Below are 22,786 nucleotides of genomic sequence, written 5' to 3' on the forward strand. Positions count from 1 at the left end.
TCAGGGGTTTTGACATGGAGGCGCGAGAGGTCAAGGGCAAAGCGTAACCTATGCGATGCATAAGGGGCGGCAGCCCGCCACAGGAAGAGGAAATTCGCGAATTTTCTCTGGCTTCCAGATTATTCGACGAAATATCTTTGGCACGCCGAGGCAGCAGGTTCAGAATTCCTGATCCCCGGATTGCTGCCATGGCTTTACCAAATTGCCAAAGCGGGTGAATCGACCCTCGAAGCTGAGTTCAATGGTACCGATCGGACCGTGACGCTGTTTGCCGATGATCACTTCTGCCTTGCCGTGCAGGCGCTCCATGCGTTCTTGCCATGCGGCGATCTCTTCGAGCTTCTCGTCAGAGGGTTTCTCGCGCTCGACATAGTATTCCTCGCGGAACACGAACATGACCACATCGGCGTCCTGCTCGATCGAGCCTGATTCTGCGCAGGTCGCTGAGTTGGGGGCGTTTGTCCTCGCGACTTTCGACCTGACGGCTGAGCTGTGACAGGGCGATTACCGGGATGTCGAGTTCTTTGGCGATGGCCTTGAGGCCCATGGTGATCTCGGAGATCTCGTTCACGCGGTTGTCGCTCTTGCCGGTACCACGGACCAGTTGCAGATAATCCACGATCAACACGTCGAGGCCTTGAGTCCGTTTCAGACGCCTTGCGCGGGCGGCAAGCTGGCTGATTGGCAGCGCCGGTGTGTCGTCGATGTAAAGCGGGCAGGATTCCAGCTGCTTGGCCGCATCGACGAATTTGCGGAATTCGGCCTCGGTCATATCGCCCGAGCGGATTTGCTGGCTGGGGATTTCAGAGGCTTCGGACAGGATCCGTGCGGCCAGCTGTTCGGCGCTCATCTCTAGGCTGTAGAAACCGACTACGCCGCCCTCGACGGCGCCTTGTGTGCCATCCGGTTTGGTGCCACGACGATAGGCCTTGGCGACGTTGAACGCGATGTTGGTGGCCAACGAAGTTTTGCCCATTGACGGGCGACCAGCGAGGATCAGCAGGTCGGATTTGTGCAACCCGCCCAGCATTTTATCCATGTCGATGAGGCCCGCAGAAACACCGGACAGCCCGCCGTCACGCTGATAGGCTGCGTTGGCGACGTTCACGGCGTCGGTGACGGCACTTAGAAAAGACTGAAAACCGCTTTGGGTCTGGCCCTGTTCGCTGAGTCTGTAGAGTTGCTGCTCGGCCTCGACGATCTGGTCGCTGGGCTCGCTGTCGACATCCATACGCGCGGCCTTGCCCGCGATGTCCTGCCCCAGACTGATCAATTCGCGACGGATCGCCAGATCATAGATCATTTGCGCGTAATCGCGCACCGCAAAGCTGCTGATGGCGGCCCCGGCGAGATTGACCAGATAGGCCGGTCCACCAAGTTCCTTCAGGCCTTCGTCCTCTTCGAGGAAGGCTTTGAGCGTGACAGGGGAGGCCAGATTGTTCTTGGCGATTCGCGCGGCGGCGGTCTCATAAATACGGGTATGAACCGGGTCGTAGAAATGTTGCGGCCCGATGATGCTGGCGATGCGATCATAGACATCATTGTTGGTCAGAATCGCGCCCAGCAACTGCTGCTCGGCCTCGATCGAATGGGGCATGGTGTCGGCGTTCTGAATTTCCGCGCCGGTCGCATTGAATGTGGTGATCTCGTTCATCTGGGGTCCCGTTGGCTGGCGGGGTTCGTCATACAAGTGCCCCGCATGGCCGTGCAATCCACCGCAGCCGAGTGCCGTCATGTATCTTTTTGTGGATAACATGGGGTCGGCTGGCGATGGCCTATATTGCGATGCAATACGCTCATCGGTCAAGATGTTGCGTCACTGTCGGGGCGCTGTCGAAATCGTGCGGCAAAGATGAAACAGCATCGTGCAATTGTTCCGGGGCGCTTGTGAGCTGATAACTCAGGCGAATCGCTCCCGTTATTTGCCTGTGGTGCGGCTTACTCCGGTTCGGCGCGTTGCCGCGCATCCTGCCACGCACGCGGCGCTTTGAGAAAAGATTCAACCTCTCGCAGGGTTTCGTCGTCAAAGCTGCCTTGGGCACGCGCCTCGTCCAGAACGTCCCACCATGTGCACAGGTGATGCAGGGTAACGCCATGGTCCCCCAGTGTTTTCATCGTGTCCGGAAAAATGCCGTAGTAAAAGATGACGGCGGTATGTGCGCAGGTCGCGCCCGTTTCGCGGATCGCATCGACAAAGCTGATCTTAGAGCCGCCATCGGTGGTTAGATCCTCGACCAGCAGCACGCGCTCGCCCTCGGTCATTACACCCTCGATTCGGGCGTTACGGCCATAGCCTTTGGCCTTTTTGCGCACATAGGTCATTGGCAGCGCCATCCGTTCGGCAACGAGGGCTGCAAAGGGGATGCCAGCCGTTTCGCCGCCTGCGATGTTATCGAAGGCCTCGAAACCGGCATTGCGCATCACAGTGACTGTCAGGAAATCCATCAGTGTGGCGCGGATGCGCGGAAAGCTGATCAGTTTGCGGCAATCAATATAGGTCGGACCGGGCAGGCCGGATGCGTAGATATACGGCTCTTTCGCGTTGAAATGGACGGCCCCGATTTCGAGCAGCATGCGGGCGGTGAGGCGGGCGATTTCGGCTTGGTCAGGGTAGGTGGCGGGGATCATGGGGCTGTCCTTTGCGGTGCGGGCCTTTGCGGTGCGGCGGGTAGAAGGCTCTTATTGCCTGCCCTCTCGGCCGGTGAACCCACCGCGCGGCAGCGGGCGAGGATATTGTTAGCCAGAAAATGCGCGCGATACGCGCCAATCAAGGTCAAAACCGGGGTCGAACACCGTCACAGGACCGTCATCGGTATCGATTTGCGTGGGGATCTGTGGTGCGCCGCGTTCCAGCGTCAGTTGGGTGTCGTTGGGAGGCAAGCCATAGAAGGCCGGGCCGTTGAGTGAGGTGAATGCCTCCAGCCGGTGCAATGCATTTTCTTCTTCGAACACATGGGCGAGGATCGGCAGCGTGTTCGGCGCGGTAAAGCAACCTGCGCAACCGCAGGGCTGAAGCTTGGCCGGGTCGGTGTGCGGCGCGCTGTCTGTGCCGAGAAAGAAACGCGCATCGTTGGAGGTGGCCGCAGCACGCAAGGCGAGGCGGTGTTCTTCTCGTTTGGCGACGGGCAGACAATAGTAATGGGGGCGGATGCCGCCAGCGAGGATGTGATTACGGTTGATCACGAGGTGGTGCGTGGTGATGGTCGCGGCAAGGCTACTGTCGGCGCTGCGCACGTAATCGGCAGCCTGAGCAGTGGTGATATGTTCCATCACGACGCGCAGGCCCGGCACACGGGCGCGCAGTGGATCGAGAACCCGGTCGATGAACGCCGCCTCGCGGTCAAAGATGTCGATGGTGGGATCGGTCACTTCGCCGTGCACGCAGAGCGGCAGGCCGATGTCGGCCATACGTTCCAGCACCGCCTGCACGCGGTCGAAATCGCTGACGCCGCTGGCGGAATTGGTGGTCGCACCTGCCGGGTAAAGCTTGACCGCTGTGATCAGTCCGCTGGCATGGGCGGCGGCGACGTCATCGGCATCGGTGTCTTCGGTCAGGTAAAGCGTCATCAAAGGCGCGAAGTTGCTGCCCGCGGGGCGCGCAGCCAAGATGCGGTCGCGGTAGGCTGTCGCATCGGCAGAGGTCACCACCGGCGGCACCAGATTGGGCATAATGATCGCACGGGCGAAATCGGCGGTGGAATGGGGCAGGACGGCGCGCAGCATTGCGCCGTCGCGCAGGTGCAGGTGCCAGTCATCGGGGGTGCGGATTGTCAGGCTCTGGGTCATGGCCCGGCTTTACACAATCGCGGGACGCAGCACCAGAGGCCGGTCGATGGGTTATCAGGTGCCGGTCTTCGGCGGGGCGGGTGCCTCTTCTTCGATCCCGGCCGGCAGGCTGGCGCCTTGGGCCTTGAGCGTGTCGATGGCGGCCTGTCTGTTACGACGAAAGCGCGGGGCGCGGCGTTGTTCGAGCACCTTATTGGTCAGAAGGATCGTCAGGTAGTGACGCGAGTCGGCGGTGACGCGGCGCAGCAGGTTGAACTGGTAGCCCGTATCGGAGCGGCGCGCGCGAAAGAGGCGGGCCAGAGCCGTGCGGGTCAGTTTGTCCGCGCTGGCCTGTGCCAGAATGCGGTAGAGCACCTGCATGCGAATAAGACTTTTGTCCAGATCCTCGGCCATGAAGCGCATGCGGAACTTGGTCACATTCGAGCGAGTAAAGAGAGCGGCGTGCATCGCGTCCAGCTCAATCTCGGGATCATAAAGAATATAGGCGTGATCGGCAGCATCCAGCATGTCGGGGGCATAGCCGTAGCGATCATCGAATGCGGTGCGGCGCATCCGTAGATAGCGATCATCCCATTCGGCCACGCGCGGATCAAGTGTCGCCTGAGGTTGGATCGCCACCACCTTGGCACCGGGGGCTGCGACGGAAAACGCCGCGGCGGCGTAGCCACAAGGCCCCGCGCCATAAAAGATGACCTGATCGAAGTCCTCGAAGAACCCGTCGTCGACGAGCCGATCAAAATAGCCATAAACCGAACGATCACGAAACCACGTGTCACCGTCGCTGACGAGGCAAAGATGCGACCAGCCCAGAGCCTTGACCATATCCCAGCCCATCGGCTGGCTATCCTCGGAAATCTCGGCGATCCGTTGGTGGGTCTCGAAAGTGACGAGCAGGATCGGCTTTTCTTCTACAAATATTGCGGCATGCCGGTCGCCCAGACGTTCCAGATAGCCATCCTCTTCGGTAAGCTCGGTCACTTTGTCGAGCCACGCATCGCGATCTTTCAGATCCGAAAGCGGCATGTCGAATGTATTGGCGGCGTCCTGCATAACGTCGGGTCCTTGCTGCTCGTTCGGTCTTATTTGGCCGGTTTGGAGACGGTTAATAGGGGGCAATCTGGGCAAAACTTGGGAAAATCCATGAGGATTGAACGACGTTGCGCGAATTTCAGCGGCGTAAGGGCACGCGAAATGAATGTGTTCTGGCGATTGTACTTCACCCGTGACAGGCGCATTCTGCCGCCGCAAAGAGATGGGGAGGCGGTGCCATGGACCGATTTGACGATATTCCCGAGACCGCATTGACGTGGTTTCAGGCGGGCAAAGGGGCGGCATTGGCCACAGTGGTCGAAACGTGGGGAAGTGCGCCGCGCCGAACCGGTGCTCAACTGGCAATTTCAGGGGCAGGTGAAATCGCTGGATCGGTATCGGGCGGCTGTGTTGAAGGCGCTGTGGTGGCAGAGGCGCTGGACGCCATTGAGACCGGCAAGCCGATGATGCTGGAATATGGTGTCAGTGACGGTGATGCCTTTGCCGTAGGGTTGGCATGCGGCGGCACGATCCGGGTGTTGGTCGAGCCGGTGGGGCAAGCCCTGCCAGAGCCACTGTTGGCGGAACTGATAGCCGCACGCGCGGCGCGCACGCCAGTTGCCTATGTTACCGGAATGAATGTCGCGCCCCGATTGGACCGGGTGGGGCATGAAGAGCGGTTTCGCATGGACCGCTCCGGGTTTGAGGCCAATGGCGAGACATTTGTTGCGATTCACAACCCGCCCTTGCGCCTGCTGATCGTGGGCGCTGTGCATATCGCGCAGGCATTGGTGCCGATGGCGCGGTTGGCGGGATTCGATCCGGTGCTGATTGATCCTCGGGCGGCGTTTGGCAATGATACACGGTTTCCCGGTGAAACGATCCTGGATGACTGGCCCGACGAAGGCGTGCGCGGTTATGGGCTTGATACGCGCACGGCGCTGGTGTTGTTGACCCATGACCCCAAACTGGATGATCCGGCGTTGATCGAGGCGTTGCAAAGCGACGCATTCTACATCGGTGCGCTGGGATCCAGCCGGACCCAGGCGGCGCGTGTCGCCCGGATGAAGGCTGCCGGAGTGACCGAGACACAGATTGCGCGCATTCACGGGCCAGTTGGCCTCGACCTTGGCGCGGCGGGACCGGCTGAGATCGCGGTGAGTATTCTGGCGGAAATGATCCGCGTGTTGAGGCAGGGCGCATGATCTTTGGTCCGGTTTCACTGGCGCAGGCGCAGGGCGGCATTCTGGCGCATTCGGTGGCTGTGCCGGGCGGTCGGTTGCGCAAGGGGGTGACGATTGGCCCGGACCAGATCGCGGCATTAGAGGCAGCGGGAATCGACGAGGTCACGATCGCACGGTTGGAGCCGGGCGATTTGCACGAGGATGCGGCGGCGACACGTCTGGCCGAGGCGGTTACGGACGGAGTGACGGGGATTTCATTGAGCCGTGCCTTTACCGGACGGGTGAACCTGCTGGCGGATGGACCGGGGGTGGTCACGCTGGACGCTGCGGCGATCCGAGCGGCCAATATGGTGCATCCGATGATTACCATCGCCACTGTTCCCGATCATCAGCAGATGCGTGCGGGCGGCATGATCGCGACGGTCAAGATCATCTCATATGCCGTGCCACAGGCGGCAGTGGACGAGGCGTGTGGGATCGCGCGTGCGACCATCGCGGTGGCTGTGCCAGTGGTAAAGACAGCAACGCTGATCGTGTCAGAGATCGCGGGCGGGCCGGGCGACAAAGGCAGTGACGCGATCCGTGCCCGGCTGGAGGCGCTTGGTATTGATCTGATCGAGATCGTAAGAGTACCGCATGAAACGGAGGCGCTGGCCGCGGCGCTCGGCGCGGCCAGCAGCGATCTGGTGTTGATCCTGACGGCCTCTGCCACATCGGACCCGAATGACACTGCGCCAGCGGCACTCTGGGCTGCGGGAGGGCAGGTCGAACGATTTGGCATGCCCGTCGATCCGGGAAATCTGTTGTTTCTGGGATCGCTGGGAGGCCGCCGGGTGATCGGTTTGCCCGGTTGTGTGCGGTCGCCTGCGCTCAACGGGGCCGATTGGGTGCTGAGCCGAGTGTCCTGTGGAATCGACGTCAGCCATGCCGATATTGCGGGTATGGGCGTCGGGGGGTTGCTGAAGGAAATACCGACCCGACCGATGCCCCGCCGAGGCCGCAAGGGTGCCGCGGGATGATCGCGGATATCTGGCACAGTTTCCGATCATTGCCCCTGTGGGTCCAAATCTGGGTGTTCGGTATTCTGGTGCCGGTCAATGCTGCGGCAATCCTGTGGGTGGATGCCCCCTATGGTGGCTGGGTTGCGGCGCTGGCGATTGGGGGGATGCTGCCGAATGTGTGGATCATGTTGCGTATGCGGGGATTCCCCCGATCAATGGCTGTACCGCACGTGTTAGTCTGGACGCCGCTCGTGGCATTGTTGGTCTGGTTACTGTCCGGTTTGGGCGGGGCGAGTGATGGGTACATTCGCTATCTGTGGCTGTTGCGGGCGGTCGATCTGATTTCGCTGGGGTTCGATTACGTGGATACGTACAGATGGTTGCGTGACAGATAAGCCGTTGCCCAAATGAAAACGGCGCCCGTTTCGGAGCGCCGTTGAAAACTAATCAGATGACAAGTGCTAGCGTGCAGTCGGGCCAATGATCATGATCATCTGGCGGCCTTCCATCTTGGGCATGTTTTCGACTTTGCCGACGCCGTCGACATCGGCGGCCACACGCTCTAGCAGGTTGCGACCCAGATCCTGGTGCGCCATTTCGCGACCGCGAAACCGCAGGGTAATCTTTACCTTGTCGCCATTCTCGAGAAACTTGAAGACGTTGCGCATCTTCACGTCATAATCATGGGTATCGGTGTTGGGCCGGAACTTGACCTCTTTCACCTCAATGATCTTCTGTTTCTTGCGGGCTTCGGCTTCGCGCTTTTGGGTTTCGTATTTGTATTTGCCGAAGTCCATAATCTTGCAGACCGGCGGGCTCGCGTTGGGCGAGATTTCGACGAGGTCCAGTCCGGCCTCTTCGGCCATTTCCAGACCGCGGCGGCCGGTTACAACACCGACGTTTTCGCCGTCGGCGCCAATCAGGCGGATTTCATCGTCTTTGATGCGCTCGTTAACACGGGGGCCTGTGTCGCGCGTTGGCGGCGCATTGTGGGGTCTGCGGGCTATGGTATTTATCCTTCGATGATTTGCAAGGTCGACTGAGTGGGCAAGCTAACTGTGCCAACCCCGCGTTTCAAGCCGCAAAATAGGCTGATCTGAGCCGATCGGGCGGATATTCCCCCTTGTGTCTTGGCAGGAGGGACGGCATTTGATCTGACAATAATGAAGGGCCTCCTATCTAGCATGAGGCCGAACGAACAAAGGGGACTAATTCAATGAAAAATCTGCTGTGGATTATTGTTGCTGCGGTTGTACTGGTCGGCGGGTATTTCCTGATGACGGGCAAGTCGCCAACTGAGATGGTCAGCACGACCGAAGAGCCGATCGAAGCGCCCGCCGAGGTCGAAGTGGCCGCCGAGCCGGAAGAACCTGCCGAGGAAGTGGCCATAGAAGAAGCAGAACCTGCCGAAGAAGTTGTCGAGCCCGTCGAAGAGACAACCGCCGAAGAACAGGTCGAAGAGGCCACCGAGTCGGCGTCTGACGCCGTTGAAGAGATGGCGGATGAAGCCAATTCTATGGCCGACGAGATCGCAACCGATGCCAACGAGGCAGTGAATGATGCGGCGCAGGATCTGACTGATGCGATGAATGACCTGACCGAAAACGCGGAATCCGCCACAGAGACAGCCGAAGAAGCCACCGAGTCGGCGTCTGACGCCGCAGCGGACACTGCGACAGAGGCAGCCGAAGCAACAGAAGAGGCCACCGAGGCGGCAACCGATGCCGCGACGGACACGGCAACCGAAGCGGCCGAGTCGGCGTCTGACGCAGCAGCGGATACTGCGACTGAGGCAACCGAAGCAACGGAGGCCACAGGAGACGCGGCGGAAGCTGCAACCGACGCAGCGGGTAACGACATTGCCGATTTGCTGACTGTGGATGGGTTCGATTATGATAAAGTGGTCGAATATGTGGACAATTCCGACCTGAACATAGGTGTGCGCATGGCCACCAAAACAGCGTTGGAACAGGCCCGCGACAATCCTGAAGTGTTGAAGCAAGTCCTGAGCCAGCTGCGTGAGCGTCTCGGCCTCTGATTACGATAATCAAGCTATGGGAAAGCCCGCCCCGGATCACCGAGGCGGGCTTTTTTATGGTCATGTGTCTGCGGTAGCTGGCCGGGTAGACCGGCCATCGATTCAATCCAGAAACGCTTTTTCCACAACGTAGTGTGCGGGTTTCGAGTTCGCGCCTTCCTCCAGCCCATACCCTTCGAGAAGCTCTTTTAGTTCAAGATTAAAGGCGAGATTGCCGCAAATCATCGCGCGATCAGTCTCAGGGCAGAGCGGTGGTACGCCCAATTCCTGAAATACGTCGCCAGAGCGCATCAGGTCTGTAATGCGGCCCATCTTGGTGCTCGGCTCTCGGGTGGTGGTGGGGTAATAGCGCAGTTTGTCGGCGAAACCCGCGCCAATCAGTTCGGCCAGCATTTCGTCGTTGCGGATGCTGTCGATCAATTCCGCGCCATATGTCAGCTCGCCTGCTTCGCGGCAGGTATGGGTGATGATCACCTCGTCATAATCCGTATATGTCTGGGGGTCGCGCAAAAGCGAGGCAAAGGGGGCAAAGCCGGTGCCGGTGGCAAAGAGCCACAGCCGTTTGCCGGGCAGCAACGCGTCATGCACCAGCGTGCCGACGGGTTTCGGGCGCAGGATGATCTGGTCGCCCGGCTGGATATGTTGCAGGCGGCTGGTCAGCGGGCCATCCTGAACCTTGATCGAATAGAATTCCAGTTCGTCATCCCAACTGGGTGATGCGATGGAGTAGGCGCGCAACAGTGGTTTTTGCTTGCCCGTCTCCGGATGAGGATCCCCCATCAGGCCGATCATCACGAATTCGCCCGAGCGGAACCGTAGTGTCGTGGGGCGCGTCACGCGAAAGGAAAACAGCCGATCGGTCCAATGTTTGACTTGGGTAACAGTCTGGGCGTCGGGCAGGGTCGGGACGGCACGGGTGGGCGCAGCATCGTTCACAGGCAAAATCTCGTTCATGGGTCCATTGACCAGCGGCTCGGCTGGCCCCTCTTACTATGCGTTGATTGGGATCAGGAAAAGGGGGGCTTAACCGCGCACCCGTGCCTGATAATCATTTGCCTGCCAGTTGGCCCGAAACAGCCACTGCTCCTCGGGTTGACGTGCAGCGAGGCTTGTGTCGATCTCGACCTCGTCAAAGCCGGATCGGCGGGCCATGGCGTATTGATCCGCGATCACATGCCCCCGCGCGCGCAGACGGCCTGTATAGCCGTGCAAGCGCAACTGCCGCGCGATGGTAAAGCCGCGCCCATCCGCCGAGTTGGGAAAATCCACGCGCACCATGCGCAGGCTGGGGATTTTTCCTACGACGGCATCCAGATCGGCATCCGCGGGCACATCCAGTACGTCCGTCTCATTGCTGGCCTCTTCCAGCGGTGTAAATGCTTCGTTCCAGCCGTCGGGGGCGAAGCCGTTATCCGTGACGATCACGCTCATGCGGTCACTCCTTGCCTTACAATCTTGCCATTCACGATATGAATACCGCATTCTGATTTTTCTTCGCCACGCCAGCGACCTGCGCGCGAATCTTCACCCGGTTTCACGGGCGAGGTGCAGGGCATGCAGCCGATCGACGGATAGCCGCGCGCCACCAGCGGATGACGCGGCAGGCGGTTTTCTTCCATGTAGGTGCGCACGTCGTCGGGCGTCCAATGTGCCAGCGGATTCACTTTCATCCGCCCGGTTGCATCCTCAGTCTCGAAGAAGTCCATCTCGGCGCGCGCACCACCCTGATAGCGTTTGCGCCCGGTGATCCAGCCATCGAACCCTTGCAAGGCGCGCTCCAGCGGGCGCGTTTTGCGCAGAGCGCAGCAGGCATCGGTGTCGCGTAGATGGAGTGTCTTGTCCGGGTCCTCGTTTGTCGCCTCCAGCGTGTCGGCGCGAATGATGCGGATATCCGTCAGGCCCAGCCGTTCGGCCAGTTCCTGCTGGTAAACCAGCGTTTCGGTAAAGAGCAGCTCGGTATCGAGAAAGATCACCGGCGTGCTGCGCCGGATCACCGAGACCATATGCAACAGCACGACCGATTCGGCACCAAAGCTGGACACCAGCGCCAATTGCCCGCTGTCGGGGGTGTTCAGCGCATGTTGCAGGACGGTATGGGCTGCGTTCAGCCGATACCAGTCATTCAGCGACGCAACCCGCCTGCCCAGATCATTCTGCGGCATAGGCTTGGGCCTCGGTTTGGTAGAGGGCCGCCTTGAACGGAGCCAGACCCACCCGCTGATAGGCGGCGAGAAATGTCTCTTCGGGGCCGGTGCGCAGGTCCAGATAGGCGTACACGATCCGCTCAATGGCCGGAACGATATCATCGGCCGAGAATCCCGGACCAGTGCGATCACCCAAACGCGCATCGGCCCGGTGGTCGCCGCCCAGCGTGATCTGATAGCTTTCCACGCCCGCGCGATCGAGGCCGAGGATGCCGATATGGCCGACATGGTGATGGCCGCAGGCATTGATGCAGCCTGATATCTTGATCTTCATCTCGCCGATTTCATGCTCCAGCTTCAGCTCGTCGAAGCGGGTCGCAATTTCCTGAGCAATGGGGATCGAGCGGGCGGTTGCCAGCGCGCAATAATCCATGCCGGGGCAGGCGATGATATCGCTGATCAGCCCGATATTGGCCGTCCCCAACCCTTCGGCCCGCAAAGCAGCGAACACACTGGGAATATGAGATTTGTGAACATGCGGCAGGATCACGTTCTGCTCGTGTGAAATGCGCAGTTCGTCATGGCCGTAACGTTCGGCCAGTGCCGCCATCAGGCGCATCTGGCGGGCAGAGGCGTCACCGGGCGTTTTTCCATGCGCCTTGAGCGAGATCGAGACGACCGCATAGCCCGGTGCACGGTGCTCTGACAGGTTGGTGTCTGCCCAAGAGCGAAAGATCGGATCGTGCTGGCGCGCATGATTGTACGGTTCGTCCGATGCAGTGAGAAACGCGGGTGGCGCAAAGTCGGCGCGGATCGCCGCCAGCATTTCCTGGTCAATACCTGCAAAGCTGGGTTTGATGATCGCAAACCGCTCGGCCACGCGAGCGCGGATATTTTCGATCCCGTGTTCGTGTACGGTGATCTTGATCCGCGATTTAAACTTGTTGTCGCGACGGCCCAGCAGGTTCCAGACGCTGACGACGGCCTCGATATAGGGCAGCAGATCGGACTCTGGCAGGAAATCGGCCAGCACTTTGCCGATCATCGGGGTGCGACCAAGGCCGCCACCGACGATGACCTGATAGCCGATTTCACCGTCGCGCTCGATAATGCGCAAGCCGATATCATGCGCTGCTGTTACGGCGCGGTCATTGGGGCTGCCGGTGACACCGACTTTGAACTTGCGCGGCAGAAACTGAAATTCGGGGTGGTCTGTGGACCATTGGCGGATCAGCTCGGCCACCGGGCGCGGATCGGCCACCTCGTCAGCGGCAGCGCCAGCAAAATGGTCGGCTGTCACGTTGCGGATGGTGTTGCCGCTGGTCTGGATCGCGTGCATCTGAACTTCGGCCAGCGCATCCAGCATATCGGGCACATCGGCGAGGTTAGGCCAGTTATACTGGATGTTCTGCCGGGTGGTGAAATGGCCGTAGCCCTTGTCCCATCGCTCGGCGATATCGGCCAGTTTGCGCATTTGGCGGCTGTTCAGCGTGCCGTAGGGGATCGCCACGCGCAGCATGTAGGCGTGCAGTTGCAGGTACAGCCCGTTCATCAGGCGCAGCGGCTTGAACTCGTCCTCGGTCAGCGAACCGTCGATGCGGCGTTCCACCTGAGCGCGGAACTGGCTGTTGCGGGCCGCGACAAAGGCGGAATCAAATTCGGAATAGGTATACATCAGATGTCTCCTGAAGGCAGTCTTGGCGCGCGGGGACGGATCAGGTCCGGGACGCGATGTCAGCTTGTTTGCCGTGGAAATGGTTGGATGGGCCGGTGCGGCGAAATTCCTCGCGGAAATGCACCGGTTCCGGGCCATCTGTGCCGGGCTTCATATCTGCCAGATAGACGCCGACCACTTCGCCAGTACGGGCCTGCGCGGACAGCAGGCGCAGATCGGCGTCGGCCTCGTCGGTCAGGACATCGGCATGGCGAAGATCTCGTGTCCACGTGTCCTGAGCGGTGAAGTAGACGACGTCGCCCTGAACAAGCGCGTTGGCGGTGATGACTTTAGGGGTGAATTCGCGGGGCATCAGGCAGTCTCCTGCAACGGTGTGAGATTGGGTAGAGGGGCAATGCCGGGGATGGCCAAGGCGGCGATCCCGGCACTGCGACAGGCCGCGATCATGCGGGCGTCGGGTGCGGCAGGCATCAGGCAGATGACATGGCGGCCAGCGGTGGCCGCGTCGATCAGCGGTCGGGCGGTGCGGGGCAGGGCGCCGAATGTGGCCTCGCGCCGTGCCAGATCAAGGATCTGAGGCGAGACACCCGCGCTATGCAGGACCAGATCAGCCTCGTGCAGGATGTTGCGGGTTTTCAGCGGCAGCAGTTCGGGATCGGCGGCAGCCACGATGGCAAAGCTCACACGGCCCATGCCGGGCTTGGCGTCCAGATGTGTGGCTAGTTGCGCGCGCAGCACGCCGCGCAGATCAGCACCGGCGTCACGGTCCAGCGCATCGGGACCTGTGGCAAAGAAGAATTCCGACCAAAAGCTGCGCCGCGCACGACCCATCGGGAGCGCCTCAGCCATCCGGCGAAAGGCGCTGGCCGCGCGCGCCAGCGGCCCCAGCGACGACGGCAGACGGGTTTCCAGATCCGCCTTGATCGCGCGGGCAAGCACCGGTGCGGTGCCTTCAGTCCCGATTGCAATGGTCACCGGATCACGGTCGACGATGGCGGGGGTGATGAACTGGCTGTCATGGAGGTTATCCACGATGTTGCTCAGCACATTTTCGTCGCGGGCGATCGCAGTGGTGCGCGCGTCCTCGGCTGCCTCCTCGTCAGCGGCGTAAAACAGCGCGGCACCGCGCAGATCGCCGGGTGCAACGGGGCGGCGCAGCAGATCAAGCGCTCCCGTGTCGGCCCATGCCACGATTTCCTCGGCCGGGGTCGAGGCGTGGACGATCAGACGTGCTTGGGTCTTCATCAGCAGCCGCAATTTGGCAAGTGCGGCATCACCGCCGCCCGACAGAACGATCCGGCGTCCTTCTAGCGCCAGGAAGATGGGAAAATGTTTCATGTGCGGCATGCCTGCTCTTTGGTTGACTTGCCTCAATATAGAAAATATTTCCATTTATGCGCCAGATGTGCGGATCAATAAGGACATACGTTCCAAGTTGACTCGAAACATGCTGGAACGTTCCAAATGGAAAAGGATAATGGAATGTCTGTCCGCATCGACGATCTGGATCGAAAAATCCTCATTGAGTTACAATCCGATGGCGGGCAATCGCTGGACGATATCGCGCGGTCCGTAGGCAGTTCAAAGACGCCCGTGTGGAACCGGATTCGCAAAATGCGCGAACGTGGGGTGATCCGGCAACAGACCTATCTGCTGGATGCAGAAGCGTTGGGATTTGAGGCGTGCTTTTTTGTCCTGATCCGAACTTCGGAACATGATGCCGGTTGGCAGAAGCTATTCCTGAAGGCGCTGCAAGATCGGCCAGAGGTGCAGGAAGCGCATCGGCTGGCCGGGGATATTGATTACATCCTGAAGGTCCGTGTGGCCAATGCGCGGGCTTATGACATCTTTTATCAGGCGCTGATTTCAGAGGTGAAGGTGCATAACGTGACGGCACTGTTGTCGATGGAAGAGATCAAGTCGACGACAATGCTGCCGTTGTGACGCGTGGCGGGGTGCCGGGCTGAAGCCCGGCCTACGGGCCGCCGGGTGCTGTTAAGAAGCGGCTTTCAACGCGTTGATAATGGGTGTGAAATCCTCGGCCTTTAGGCTCGCGCCACCGACCAAAGCCCCGTCGACGTTGGAAACCTCGAAAATCTCGGCCGCGTTGCCGGGTTTGACCGATCCGCCATAGAGCAAACGCATGCCGTTCGCCTCAGCCTCGCCAAAGCGGGTGGTCAGACGGGCACGGATGAAATCATGCACTTCGCCGATCTGCGCAGGCGTCGGGGTCAGGCCGCTGCCGATGGCCCAGCACGGCTCGTAGGCGATCACGGTATTGGCGGCAACGGCCGTGTCGGGTACGGAAATCGACAGTTGGCCTGCGATGATGTCGAGTGTGTTGGCCGCCTCTCGCTGTGCCAGACTTTCACCCAGACAGATGATGGCCGTCAGGCCCGCAGCATGGGCTGCCTTGGACTTGGCGCGCACGTCTTCGCTGCTTTCTTCATGTGCATCGCGGCGCTCTGAATGGCCGACGATAACGGCGGTGGCGCCCGCGTCCTTTAGCATGACGGCAGACAGATCGCCGGTAAACGCACCCGAGGCACGCGCGTGGCAGTCCTGAGCGCCGATTTGCACTGCCCCACCATTGATGGCCGCACATGCGGGTACAATCAGCGTCGTTGGCGGGCAGATCAGAATATCTGTAGCCGGATCGGGATGGTCGGCATTCAGTGCCGAAATCTGGGACAGATCAGCAAGTAACCCGTGCATTTTCCAGTTGCCTGCCGCAAGTTTCCGTCGCATGGCCTACCCCTTTTGCTGCGCTTCGATTGCCTGCCTTGCCCAATCGCAAGCTAGGTTCGGATCGTCAAGGGCGTCATCGGGCATGGTCCAATACCCCATCGTGGCGATCTTGCCATCCTTGCTTGTCATGCTGAATTTGCGCGCGCCTGCCGCACCCAGCCGATCCGCAAAAGTGTCGACAGCCTTGAGGAACAGGGTGCTGTCGCTGTCGAGGATCGCGAAGATCGTGCCGTTGGCATAAAAAGTGGCCCCGCCCATCATCTTGCGGTGGGTGATCGTTCCGAGAGGGGCGAACAGGTCGCGCGCATAGGCAATGTCTGCGTTTGAGACGCTCATTCCTTTTGGCTGAGAGTTTCGTCGAACTTGATCGACTCGCCGCAGCCGCAGGCCTCTGTCACGTTGGGATTGTTAAAGCGAAAGCCTGATTCCAGCAGGCTTACAGTATAGTCAATCTCGGTGCCAAAGAGGAACATCTGTGCCATCGGTGCGATCATTATGCGCGCGCCGTCCTGTTCCACGACTTCATCGTGGGGGTCCACCTCGGTCACATAGTCCATGGTATATTCCATGCCTGCACAGCCGCCCTTTTTGACGCCGATGCGCAGCCCCTGATGGCCATCCTTGGTCATCAGCTTTGCAATCTGCTTTGCGGCTTTGTCGGTCATGCTGACCGCTTGTTTTCCGGGTATGCCGAACATGGTGGAACCTCGTGCTTCTGAGTTCAGACCTAATGTGCCTGCGTCGCGATCTCAAGCGGGGGCAGGGCAGAAAGCCACAGTTGCGTGCCCAGCGCGACAGCAATCGCCCAACTAACCGATGCGAGCGTGCCGATGATGACATATTCTGCCGTGCGTTGATCGCGCGTGGCGGTACCATAGCGCAGAATGGATTTGGCGGTGATCAGAAAACCGACGCCCAGTGGCAGGTTGGCAAGGATCAGCAGATAGATCAGCCCACGTTCCAGCACACCAATCAGCCGCCCGCCATCGCGCAGCCCGTTATTGCGGATACGCTGGCTGTGGGGACGCATCAGCAGCCCGACCGCGTATTGGCCTGCGGTGATGCTGAGGATGAACCCGGTCAGCAGCGCATAGAGCGGCAAAAGGCCGGGGTGGTGCGCCCAAGCGCCATCCTGCCATAGCGTCGGGGCAATATAGGCGGCTGCCAGTAGTGTTAAGCCATGCGTGCCCTGATCGGCCATGAAGGCGGAAAACCCGCGAAACCGGTTATATTGCCGCGCGGCCAGTATCTTGGTCGCGTCGATTGCCACATGTGTGACAGCGAGGGTTGTCAGGATCGGATCGTAGGGAGTGCCCAAGGCTGCATGGGCCGTGAGCCAGACGATGCCACCATGCAGGAGCATCACAAGCGGGCGTGATTTGTTGGCGTTGATCCAGTCGGTTTGGAGCGCGAAATCGGCGAGGACGTGGGCGAAAAGCAGCGCGGAGAGGGTGGCGATCATGTATTTTCCCCTTAATCAACGCAAGTGTTTGAGCTTGCGTTTGAAGATCGCAAGCCATTTGGCTTTCGCTTTTTCATTGTTCGCTTTCTATGGCTTCGAGCGCATCAATGAGAGCCGGGAGACCGGCACTGTTCAATGCCTGATCGACAGCTTGTCTGGAGATTCCGAGCGATTCGGCCGCAACGCGACGGGGGCCGCTGTCAGGCGGAAGTGTCAGACATAGCGAGCGCGCCTGCGCCTGAGTCCAGCTCTGCGAAATATGGTCAGCCAGTCTAAATGCGGCATCGACTGCCCCGCCTTGAGCATGTGCCATTAGCGTATGGCCAGTCAATTCCTCTAGAAGGCGACCGGATGCAGTGAAGGCAATTCCGTGCGCGCTGTTGAGATCTGCCATCATCTGATCAAGCGCCTCACCTTCGCTCGTAGCTATAGCGATGCGCGTCGCATAGTCTGGCCCGAGAAGGCGAAGGCGTGCTTGGATGTAAAGGGAAAGTCTGAGTGCAAAGCCCTGACGGTTAGTCGCCAACTGCCATCCGTCGCCACCACGCCGATCAAATCCTGTTATGGTTTCATCGTCGCCGGTGTGACCCCAGCCGGAAGCTTCCAACGAAACCTCTTGTATGCTCCGCATGATTTCGTCCAGTGCATCAGGATCGATTTCGGAGGAAGCTACGATATCACCGGTAAGTACAGCCCACTTCATACGCAAGCTATACAGCTTGCTTTTACAAAATGCAAGCCAAAACGCTTGCGCCCTACATGAACCCCAGTTCCAGACGCGCTTCGTCGCTCATCATGTCCATGCCCCAGGGCGGTTCCCACGTGAGTTCCACATCGACCTGTTTGATACCGGCCAGAGGTTCCACCGCTTCCGCGACCCAGCCGGGCATTTCGCCCGCCACAGGACAGCCGGGGGCGGTCAGGGTCATCACGATCTTGACCGCGTTTTCGGCGTCGATGTCGATAGTGTAGATCAAACCCAGATCATAGATGTTTACCGGAATCTCGGGGTCGAACACGCTGCGGCACGCCTCGACGATCGCATCATATTGCGGATGGTCGGTGCTGGACGGGGCGATCAGGGGAATGCCTTCAAAGGGCTGCGGGTTCTCTGTCATGTTGGGGCCTGCTGCGTTACCTGAGCAAACATATAGGGATTACTGCAGCCCACGTCCAGAGCACCGGCAGTGACGAGAGGTCGCAACAAGGGCGCAACGGTTACTTGACCTTGCGTCGGCGGATCGGCGCGGGACGCACGCGCGTTTCGATCATCTCGTAAAGCGTGCCGACGATATTCTTGCCCGTCGACCCCTCGATCCCCTCAAAGCCGGGGGAGGAATTGACCTCTAGTACTTTGGGGCCTTTTTCAGCGCGCAGCAGATCAACGCCAGCCATGTTCAGGTCAAAAGCCTTGGCCGCGCGCAGGGCGGTATCGCGTTCTTCCTTGGTGATACGCACGGATTTGGCGCTACCGCCGCGATGCAGGTTCGAGCGAAAATCGCCCTCTGCACCGGTGCGTTTCATCGAGGCCACGACCTTGCCACCGATCACAAGACATCGAATATCCTCTCCGGCGGCTTCCTTGACGAAATCCTGCACGAGAAAGTTCGCCTTGAGCCCGCGAAAGGCGTCAATAACCGATTCCGCCGCCTTGCGGGTTTCGGCCAGCACGACACCCTTGCCTTGGGTCGACTCCAGCAGTTTCACGATCAACGGGGCCGTGCCGACGAGGCCGATGATGTTGCCAGTATCGCGTGGGCTGGCGGCAAAGGCCGTGTTGGGCATACCGATTTTGGCGCGGGCCATGATCTGATGGGCGTGCAGCTTGTCCCGGCTGGCGACGATGCCGGTGCTGCCGTTGACGCACCATGTGCCGATGGTTTCGAACTGGCGCAGGATTGCAGCACCATAGGGCGTGATCGACGCACCGATGCGTGGGATCACCGCATCGAAACGTGGCAAGCGTTTGCCATCGTAGTGCACTTCGGGCGCCATCGCGTTGATTGCCATATAACAGCGGGTGGTATTGATTACCTCGACCGTATGACCGCGCTTTTCGCCCTCTTCGACCAGACGGCGGGTCGAATAGTTATCCTCGCGGCTGAGCACCGCGATACGCAACGCACGATCAGGTGCGGATTGGCGCATCTTGGCTGTGTGATAGACATCATAGCTGAGTTCGGGCTGCAGGAACCGGTCGGTCGCGACGATCGAGATATGATCCTTCAACGCCTGCCGACCCAGCAACATCCGGCTGTTCATCCCCGCCCGGTTGGTCAGCGTAATCTCTATCGGCCAATGGTCACCGTTCACCGAAAGGTTCGTCTGAATGACGAAGCGCGATTCCTTTTCGCCGTTTGATGAGGTCACATCGCGTCGGTCGATGATCGGTGCCGAACACGGGATGATCAGATCATCGCGCCCCGGAATGGGATGCACGGTAAAGCGGACTTTGGGTTTTGCCACAGGTCCGAAGGTTTCGATATCGAACGCATGAAGCGCCGAGGTACGAGCACCGGTATCGACCTTGGCCCGGATCGCGGGCACACCCAGATCCGGTAATCCGACCCATTCCTCCCAACCGAATTGCAACGGTTCAACCGGCTCGGATGGGGACATAGGTGGCTCCTGTTGAATTTCTCTGGGCTGCGATTCGGGGCAGGGTAAAGGGTTTCGCAGGGGGCGTAACCCAGGATTTCGGACATACGTTACGTAGCGCGGCGGGAAAAATATTCCTCGTCGTCTATTTATTCACGTCGTCCTCGAAGTAGCGCACTTGCCCCTCGCGTAAACGAAACGTGCGGCGCAGTGCCGCCCATGCGATCAGCGACAGCGCGGCAAAAATCACCAGTAACAGCGGCAGGCCCCAGCCGCCGCCCGTTACGGCCAGCAACAGCCCGACAAGTGCTGCGCCGATGGCAAAGCCCAGAAAAAGAAATCCGGGCAGCATGACCTCGACAATCGCCAACACCAGCGCGGCGGCAATCCACACCCACCACAGCGACCAGAGTGCGGCGGACAGGGTCACGATTTGCCCTTTAGCATCTTGAATGCGTCACCGAACGCCTCAAGCGCGCTGGCGGGGACAACGATGGTGGATGATCCGGGGCTGGCCCCCAGCGCATTTAGCGCCTCGACCTGTTTTAACGCGACCTGATATTGCGCTGCCTCCAGCCCGTTAGCGGCAATCGCCTGCGCCACGGCAGAGGTGGCATAGGCTTCGGCATCGGCCTGAATGCGGCGTGCCTTGGCGATCTGTTCGGCAGCATAGAGTTCTGCATCGGCGTTCAGCTCGACACTGCGTTTATGGCCTTCGGCCTCGGTCACCTGCGCGCGGCGGGCGCGTTCGGCATTGAGCTGTTGAAGCATGGCGTCGCGCGTGGCTTGATCCAGATTGACGTCGAGGATTTCGGCGCGGGTGACTTCGATACCCCAGTCATCAACGGAATCCTCGACCAGTACCTTGATCGTCGCGATCAGTTCATTCCGGTTCGACTGCACCTCATCAAGGTCCATCTTGCCGATCTCGGCACGGACAATCCCGGCCACGGTGGTCGAAATCGCGGCATCGACGTCGCGGATACGGTAGACGGTTTTTTCCGGCTGGGTGATCCGGTAGAAAACCGACGTGTCGACCTGCACCAGCACGTTGTCTTTGGTGATGGCGTCCTGACTGGCGGTCGGCAGTTGCCGTTCGAGGATTGAAATCTTGTGTGCGATCCGGTCGAGGAAGGGCACGATCAGGTTGATTCCCGGCCCGAGAACGGAATGCAGGCGGCCGAAGCGTTCGACCACATGCTGTTCGGATTGCGGTACGATCTTGACGGCCTTGATCGCCAGAACGACCAACAGCACGGCACCGAGAAGATAGAGCAGATTTTGTTCCAGCAGATCGCTGAGCAGCGTATCAATATCCAAGGCTGATCGTCCTTACATTGGGTGCCAATGCAAGAGATATGGCCTCAGTTCTGGAAAACTGCAACGGTTCTGAGATGTCTCAGGACGTAGGCAGACCCTGCACATTCTCTGACGGCAGCATCTGACGGCCTGTCTCGCGTTCTATTTCTCGGGCCTTTTCCAATAGCTGTTCGCGCATTTTGCATTCCATCGCCCAAGACATGGCGGGATCGGAGGTCGGCAGACCAAAGAGGACCTTTTGTCCGAACACGTCTTGTCCGGTCACCATTACCTTCGCCTTGTCCAATGGTCCCGTATCTTCGCCATCTTCTGTCTCTACCTTGTCGAAAAAGAAGTCGCGCAGGGCGTCAACATCCGCCGTCTGCGCCAGTGTCAGTTCGATCAGGCGGATCATTCGGACATCCTCAATCGACCAGTTTTGAAACGCATCCCTGACAAAATAACTGACTGGCACAATCAGGCGATTACCGTTCCAGATAGCGAGTTGGACATAAGTGAAATGAATACGTTCAACCGTGCAGAAATGGCCCTCGAAAATCAACTGGTCACCGATCCGCGCGGACCGGTTCATCGCGATTTGCACGGATGCCAGAATATTGCCCAGCACCTCGCGCGCGGCAAAGCCCAACACGATGGTCAGCGCGCCGGCGGAGGCCAACAGTGACAGACCCAAGGTCTCGAACGTGTTGGCAGAACTCAGGATCAGCCCGGCCCCGGTAATCACGGCGATTACAATGATGAATTTACGTGCCGCCGATATGGTCGTGGCCATGTTGCGCAGATGCGCGTTTTCGGGTTCGGCCAGTTCATGCGGATTGTTCTGGCTGATGTGGTCGAGCACTTCGTCGATGATCAGCACGACAGCGAGGGTTACGGCGGTGACAAAGCCGATCACCACGGCCGGGCTGACGAAGCTGTCAAGCAGACCAGACACAACCATCACATTGCGTGTCACAAAGCCGATGAACCCTACCGTGATGGCGATGGTGGCGGGCCAGCGCAAAGCCCGTACGATGGCGCGGGTTAGACGGGTATCGCGTCGCCGTTGAAACCCGCCGACAATGCGGTATGCCAACCACCCGACCAGCGCCGATACGATCACCAGCAGCGGTAAAAACAGAACTTCCCACAGGTACATGCCCGCCACGGCGCGCTGACGAGACCATGCAGGCAGCCTTTTTTCCAGATTGGTCGGTCCATAGCGCATGTGAAGCGCGCCTATGTTGCCGACGCTTTGGCGGGCGAACACCCAAACCGCGTCGCTGGTCGCGGGCGCAACCCGGTTCAGGCGGACTGGCACTTCGCGATACCCAAGATCGAGCCAGTCAAGCACGATCGAGCGGCGCACCCGCCCGACAGCCTCGTTGTCACTGGGGCCGCTGAGCCATCCATCAGGGCGATCAGGCAGCCGGTCCCATGGTATGACGACCTTGCGATCCATCACGACAAAGAGTTGTTCGGCCAGTAACGGTCCGGCCAGCGGCTGGTTCGGAGCGGGAATGTCACCGAGATCAAGCAGGTGTGCGGCTTCAGCGAAACTCCCCTGATGGCCCAATTCCAGAAAGCTCTCGATCGTGCCTTGTGGCGTGCTTCGGTCCAGACTGGGTGGAGGCGTGCCCAGACCAGCATTGAGGGGTGGCACATCGAAGGCGGCATCCTGAGCGGCAGCGGACGAGATCAGTACCCAGATCAGGGCAATCTGCGCCCCGAGGCGCGACAGTCGGAGCATGATGCGGTGTCCCTTGGCGTAGTGCCGGATAAGCAGTGTCATATGACACAACACCAAATGCGCGCATTTGTT

25 protein-coding genes and 1 pseudogene are annotated in these 22,786 nt (G+C 59.8%); 5 read left to right on the top strand and 21 right to left on the bottom strand.

Features of this window, described 5'->3' with window-relative positions:
* Positions 1-159 precede the first annotated feature (159 nt).
* From N7U68_RS02420 to N7U68_RS02435, 4 genes and pseudogenes are all read right to left on the bottom strand, one after another.
* A pseudogene (locus N7U68_RS02420) lies at positions 160-1,654 on the bottom strand (replicative DNA helicase).
* 284 nt (positions 1,655-1,938) lie between these two features.
* The gene (locus tag N7U68_RS02425) at positions 1,939-2,628 is read right to left on the bottom strand and encodes an orotate phosphoribosyltransferase (protein ID WP_263048124.1); all 690 of its coding nucleotides are present in this window, start codon (positions 2,626-2,628) and stop codon (positions 1,939-1,941) included.
* A gap of 108 nt (positions 2,629-2,736) precedes the next feature.
* Positions 2,737-3,786: a dihydroorotase gene (gene pyrC / locus N7U68_RS02430; RefSeq protein WP_263048125.1), complete on the bottom strand. Its 1,050-nt coding sequence runs from the start codon at positions 3,784-3,786 to the stop codon at positions 2,737-2,739.
* A gap of 54 nt (positions 3,787-3,840) precedes the next feature.
* Entirely contained in the window at positions 3,841-4,836 is a 996-nt protein-coding gene (locus N7U68_RS02435) for a phosphoadenosine phosphosulfate reductase (RefSeq protein ID WP_206295726.1), read from the bottom strand.
* A 218-nt stretch (positions 4,837-5,054) separates the two neighbouring features.
* On the opposite strand from N7U68_RS02435, the gene N7U68_RS02440 reads away from it, so the two are divergent.
* From N7U68_RS02440 to N7U68_RS02450, 3 genes are read left to right on the top strand one after another with little or no spacing between them, the layout of a single operon-like run.
* A complete protein-coding gene (locus tag N7U68_RS02440) occupies positions 5,055-6,020 on the top strand; it encodes an XdhC family protein (RefSeq protein WP_263048126.1) in 966 nt (321 codons plus the stop codon).
* Positions 6,017-7,018: a molybdopterin-binding protein gene (locus tag N7U68_RS02445; RefSeq protein WP_263048127.1), complete on the top strand. Its 1,002-nt coding sequence runs from the start codon at positions 6,017-6,019 to the stop codon at positions 7,016-7,018. The genes N7U68_RS02440 and N7U68_RS02445 overlap by 4 nt, the downstream gene beginning before the upstream one ends.
* Positions 7,015-7,395: a hypothetical protein gene (locus N7U68_RS02450; RefSeq protein ID WP_263048128.1), complete on the top strand. Its 381-nt coding sequence runs from the start codon at positions 7,015-7,017 to the stop codon at positions 7,393-7,395. Before N7U68_RS02445 ends, N7U68_RS02450 begins: the two co-directional genes overlap by 4 nt.
* Positions 7,396-7,461: 66 nt before the next feature.
* On the opposite strand, the gene infC is transcribed toward N7U68_RS02450, so the two are convergent.
* Entirely contained in the window at positions 7,462-8,016 is a 555-nt protein-coding gene (infC, locus tag N7U68_RS02455; protein WP_165197595.1) for a translation initiation factor IF-3, read from the bottom strand.
* A 200-nt stretch (positions 8,017-8,216) separates the two neighbouring features.
* On the opposite strand from infC, the gene N7U68_RS02460 reads away from it, so the two are divergent.
* Complete coding sequence (locus N7U68_RS02460; RefSeq protein WP_263048129.1) at positions 8,217-9,038, top strand: translation initiation factor 3; 822 nt, start codon at positions 8,217-8,219, stop codon at positions 9,036-9,038.
* A gap of 102 nt (positions 9,039-9,140) precedes the next feature.
* Here N7U68_RS02460 and N7U68_RS02465 read toward each other — a convergent pair whose 3' ends face one another.
* The 6 genes from N7U68_RS02465 to N7U68_RS02490 all read right to left on the bottom strand — a co-directional run bounded on the left by N7U68_RS02465 (position 9,141) and on the right by N7U68_RS02490 (position 14,195).
* Positions 9,141-9,992 (bottom strand): ferredoxin--NADP reductase, encoded by an 852-nt coding sequence (locus N7U68_RS02465; protein ID WP_165192319.1) that lies wholly within the window; start codon positions 9,990-9,992, stop codon positions 9,141-9,143.
* 69 nt (positions 9,993-10,061) lie between these two features.
* Positions 10,062-10,469, bottom strand: a complete 408-nt coding sequence (locus N7U68_RS02470) for a DUF934 domain-containing protein (RefSeq protein WP_165192318.1) — start codon at positions 10,467-10,469, stop codon at positions 10,062-10,064.
* Complete coding sequence (locus N7U68_RS02475; protein WP_263048130.1) at positions 10,466-11,200, bottom strand: phosphoadenylyl-sulfate reductase; 735 nt, start codon at positions 11,198-11,200, stop codon at positions 10,466-10,468. Before N7U68_RS02475 ends, N7U68_RS02470 begins: the two co-directional genes overlap by 4 nt.
* Positions 11,187-12,857, bottom strand: a complete 1,671-nt coding sequence (locus tag N7U68_RS02480) for a nitrite/sulfite reductase (RefSeq protein ID WP_263048131.1) — start codon at positions 12,855-12,857, stop codon at positions 11,187-11,189. Before N7U68_RS02480 ends, N7U68_RS02475 begins: the two co-directional genes overlap by 14 nt.
* 40 nt (positions 12,858-12,897) lie before the next feature.
* Positions 12,898-13,209: a DUF2849 domain-containing protein gene (locus N7U68_RS02485; protein ID WP_165192315.1), complete on the bottom strand. Its 312-nt coding sequence runs from the start codon at positions 13,207-13,209 to the stop codon at positions 12,898-12,900.
* Positions 13,209-14,195, bottom strand: coding sequence for a siroheme synthase (locus tag N7U68_RS02490; protein WP_263048132.1), 987 nt, complete (start codon positions 14,193-14,195; stop codon positions 13,209-13,211). The genes N7U68_RS02485 and N7U68_RS02490 overlap by 1 nt, the downstream gene beginning before the upstream one ends.
* 144 nt (positions 14,196-14,339) lie before the next feature.
* On the opposite strand from N7U68_RS02490, the gene N7U68_RS02495 reads away from it, so the two are divergent.
* Entirely contained in the window at positions 14,340-14,801 is a 462-nt protein-coding gene (locus N7U68_RS02495; protein WP_165192313.1) for an Lrp/AsnC family transcriptional regulator, read from the top strand.
* A 51-nt stretch (positions 14,802-14,852) separates the two neighbouring features.
* On the opposite strand, the gene tpiA is transcribed toward N7U68_RS02495, so the two are convergent.
* From tpiA to N7U68_RS02545, 10 genes are all read right to left on the bottom strand, one after another.
* The gene (gene tpiA, locus N7U68_RS02500) at positions 14,853-15,605 is read right to left on the bottom strand and encodes a triose-phosphate isomerase (protein WP_263048133.1); all 753 of its coding nucleotides are present in this window, start codon (positions 15,603-15,605) and stop codon (positions 14,853-14,855) included.
* A 3-nt stretch (positions 15,606-15,608) separates the two neighbouring features.
* Positions 15,609-15,941 carry a TfoX/Sxy family protein gene (locus tag N7U68_RS02505; RefSeq protein ID WP_263048134.1) on the bottom strand — a complete coding sequence of 111 codons (333 nt, stop codon included), beginning with the start codon at positions 15,939-15,941 and terminating at the stop codon, positions 15,609-15,611.
* Positions 15,938-16,303 carry a HesB/IscA family protein gene (locus N7U68_RS02510; RefSeq protein ID WP_165192310.1) on the bottom strand — a complete coding sequence of 122 codons (366 nt, stop codon included), beginning with the start codon at positions 16,301-16,303 and terminating at the stop codon, positions 15,938-15,940. Before N7U68_RS02510 ends, N7U68_RS02505 begins: the two co-directional genes overlap by 4 nt.
* Positions 16,304-16,332: 29 nt before the next feature.
* Complete coding sequence (locus tag N7U68_RS02515) at positions 16,333-17,067, bottom strand: DUF3307 domain-containing protein (protein WP_263048135.1); 735 nt, start codon at positions 17,065-17,067, stop codon at positions 16,333-16,335.
* A gap of 73 nt (positions 17,068-17,140) precedes the next feature.
* On the bottom strand, positions 17,141-17,770 hold the full coding sequence (locus N7U68_RS02520) for a MarR family transcriptional regulator (RefSeq protein ID WP_263048136.1): 630 nt from the start codon (positions 17,768-17,770) through the stop codon (positions 17,141-17,143).
* A gap of 52 nt (positions 17,771-17,822) precedes the next feature.
* A complete protein-coding gene (locus N7U68_RS02525; RefSeq protein ID WP_165192307.1) occupies positions 17,823-18,185 on the bottom strand; it encodes an SUF system Fe-S cluster assembly protein in 363 nt (120 codons plus the stop codon).
* Between the two features lie 100 nt (positions 18,186-18,285).
* Positions 18,286-19,686, bottom strand: coding sequence for a 30S ribosomal protein S6--L-glutamate ligase (gene rimK / locus N7U68_RS02530; RefSeq protein ID WP_263048137.1), 1,401 nt, complete (start codon positions 19,684-19,686; stop codon positions 18,286-18,288).
* A gap of 124 nt (positions 19,687-19,810) precedes the next feature.
* Entirely contained in the window at positions 19,811-20,089 is a 279-nt protein-coding gene (locus tag N7U68_RS02535; RefSeq protein ID WP_165197593.1) for an NfeD family protein, read from the bottom strand.
* Positions 20,090-20,091: 2 nt separating this feature from the next.
* Positions 20,092-20,985 carry an SPFH domain-containing protein gene (locus tag N7U68_RS02540; RefSeq protein ID WP_165192305.1) on the bottom strand — a complete coding sequence of 298 codons (894 nt, stop codon included), beginning with the start codon at positions 20,983-20,985 and terminating at the stop codon, positions 20,092-20,094.
* 79 nt (positions 20,986-21,064) lie between these two features.
* Positions 21,065-22,756 carry a mechanosensitive ion channel family protein gene (locus N7U68_RS02545; protein ID WP_263048138.1) on the bottom strand — a complete coding sequence of 564 codons (1,692 nt, stop codon included), beginning with the start codon at positions 22,754-22,756 and terminating at the stop codon, positions 21,065-21,067.
* Positions 22,757-22,786: the final 30 nt, after the last annotated feature.

Origin of the sequence: Roseovarius pelagicus, from assembly GCF_025639885.1 — a bacterium.
Lineage (GTDB): Bacteria > Pseudomonadota > Alphaproteobacteria > Rhodobacterales > Rhodobacteraceae > Roseovarius > Roseovarius pelagicus.